The organism is Brevibacterium casei CIP 102111 (assembly GCF_900169275.1).
In the GTDB taxonomy this organism is placed as follows: Bacteria; Actinomycetota; Actinomycetes; order Actinomycetales; family Brevibacteriaceae; genus Brevibacterium; species Brevibacterium casei.
Map to the genome: position 1 here is coordinate 1 of NZ_FXZC01000018.1, position 1,440 is coordinate 1,440.

Sequence of the window (1,440 nt, forward strand, 5' to 3'; positions counted from 1 at the left end):
TAAATTTTTTATGGAGAGTTTGATCCTGGCTCAGGACGAACGCTGGCTGCGTGCTTAACACATGCAAGTCGAACGCTGAAGCCTGGTGCTTGCACCGGGTGGATGAGTGGCGAACGGGTGAGTAACACGTGAGTAACCTGCCCCTGACTTCGGGATAAGCCCGGGAAACTGGGTCTAATACCGGATACGACTGCCGGACGCATGTCTGGTGGTGGAAAGTTTTTTCGGTTGGGGATGGGCTCGCGGCCTATCAGTTTGTTGGTGAGGTAATGGCTCACCAAGACGACGACGGGTAGCCGGCCTGAGAGGGCGACCGGCCACACTGGGACTGAGACACGGCCCAGACTCCTACGGGAGGCAGCAGTGGGGAATATTGCACAATGGGGGAAACCCTGATGCAGCGACGCAGCGTGCGGGATGACGGCCTTCGGGTTGTAAACCGCTTTCAGCAGGGAAGAAGCGCAAGTGACGGTACCTGCAGAAGAAGTACCGGCTAACTACGTGCCAGCAGCCGCGGTAATACGTAGGGTACGAGCGTTGTCCGGAATTATTGGGCGTAAAGAGCTCGTAGGTGGTTGGTCACGTCTGCTGTGGAAACGCAACGCTTAACGTTGCGCGTGCAGTGGGTACGGGCTGACTAGAGTGCAGTAGGGGAGTCTGGAATTCCTGGTGTAGCGGTGAAATGCGCAGATATCAGGAGGAACACCGGTGGCGAAGGCGGGACTCTGGGCTGTAACTGACACTGAGGAGCGAAAGCATGGGGAGCGAACAGGATTAGATACCCTGGTAGTCCATGCCGTAAACGTTGGGCACTAGGTGTGGGGGGCATTCCACGTTCTCCGCGCCGTAGCTAACGCATTAAGTGCCCCGCCTGGGGAGTACGGTCGCAAGGCTAAAACTCAAAGGAATTGACGGGGGCCCGCACAAGCGGCGGAGCATGCGGATTAATTCGATGCAACGCGAAGAACCTTACCAAGGCTTGACATACACCAGACCGTCCTGGAAACAGGTCCTCTTCTTTGAAGCTGGTGTACAGGTGGTGCATGGTTGTCGTCAGCTCGTGTCGTGAGATGTTGGGTTAAGTCCCGCAACGAGCGCAACCCTCGTTCTATGTTGCCAGCACGTGATGGTGGGAACTCATAGGAGACTGCCGGGGTCAACTCGGAGGAAGGTGGGGATGACGTCAAATCATCATGCCCTTTATGTCTTGGGCTTCACGCATGCTACAATGGCTGGTACAGAGAGAGGCGAACCCGTGAGGGCAAGCGAATCCCTTAAAGCCAGTCTCAGTTCGGATCGTAGTCTGCAATTCGACTACGTGAAGTCGGAGTCGCTAGTAATCGCAGATCAGCAACGCTGCGGTGAATACGTTCCCGGGCCTTGTACACACCGCCCGTCAAGTCACGAAAGTCGGTAACACCCGAAGCCGGTGGCCTAACC

1 rRNA gene is annotated in these 1,440 nt (G+C 56.3%); it reads left to right on the plus strand.

The features are described 5' to 3' along the window. Nucleotides 1-7: 7 nt before the first annotated feature. Nucleotides 8-1,440 (plus strand): 16S ribosomal RNA (locus BC102111_RS17460); the annotation flags it as partial.